Here is a 582-nt window from a genome sequence, read left to right as displayed (position 1 = left end):
CTTTCCAGAAAAAGTTTTCGCATACTTTTTATTTACTGCAGGAGCTGCATCTTCTTTGGTTGGCTGCTCAGTTTGCAGCTTACCTCCGTATAAAAAAATCTCTTCAAGTGTTATATTTGATGGACGTAAAAGCCGTTTTAAATCTCTTAGATTATTATCTTGTACGAGTGTAATTACTATTCCTTCATTACCCATTCGACCAGTTCTTCCCGAACGATGCAAATAAGCTTCTTCACTTAACGGAACTTCTGCATTCACTACATAAGGAAGACCTGTAATATCTAAACCTCTAGCCGCCACATCTGTGGTCAAAAGTGCTCTGACCATTTTCTTTTTGAATTGTTCTAGCGCTGCTTTTCGGAGTAGCTTGTTCTGATCAGAGGCCAGACTTCCTACCGGTACACCTCTATACAGCAATTTTTCTTCCATTACGCCTAATTCAGTCAGTTGATTAAAGAAAATCAGACCATGAAAATCTTCTATATGCGTGAGACGTCTCAAGTAGTCATCTTTCTTTCGTATCGGTACACGTAAAAAGTAATGTCTCAGTCCTTTTCGAGAATCGTCCTCTGCTGTCACGTC

Annotated in this window: 1 protein-coding gene; it reads right to left on the bottom strand. The window is 39.5% G+C overall.

The annotated features are described in order from the left end of the window. The coding region (locus ACFFUV_RS23695; protein WP_390198454.1) for a helicase-related protein at positions 1-501 on the bottom strand (501 nt) is incomplete at its 3' end. Positions 502-582 lie beyond the last annotated feature (81 nt).

The organism is Vibrio olivae, assembly GCF_042428525.1.
In the GTDB taxonomy this organism is placed as follows: domain Bacteria; phylum Pseudomonadota; class Gammaproteobacteria; order Enterobacterales; family Vibrionaceae; genus Vibrio; species Vibrio olivae.
The sequence above is the reverse complement of the archived record's forward strand: the minus strand, read 5'-3'. Positions and strand labels throughout refer to the sequence as shown.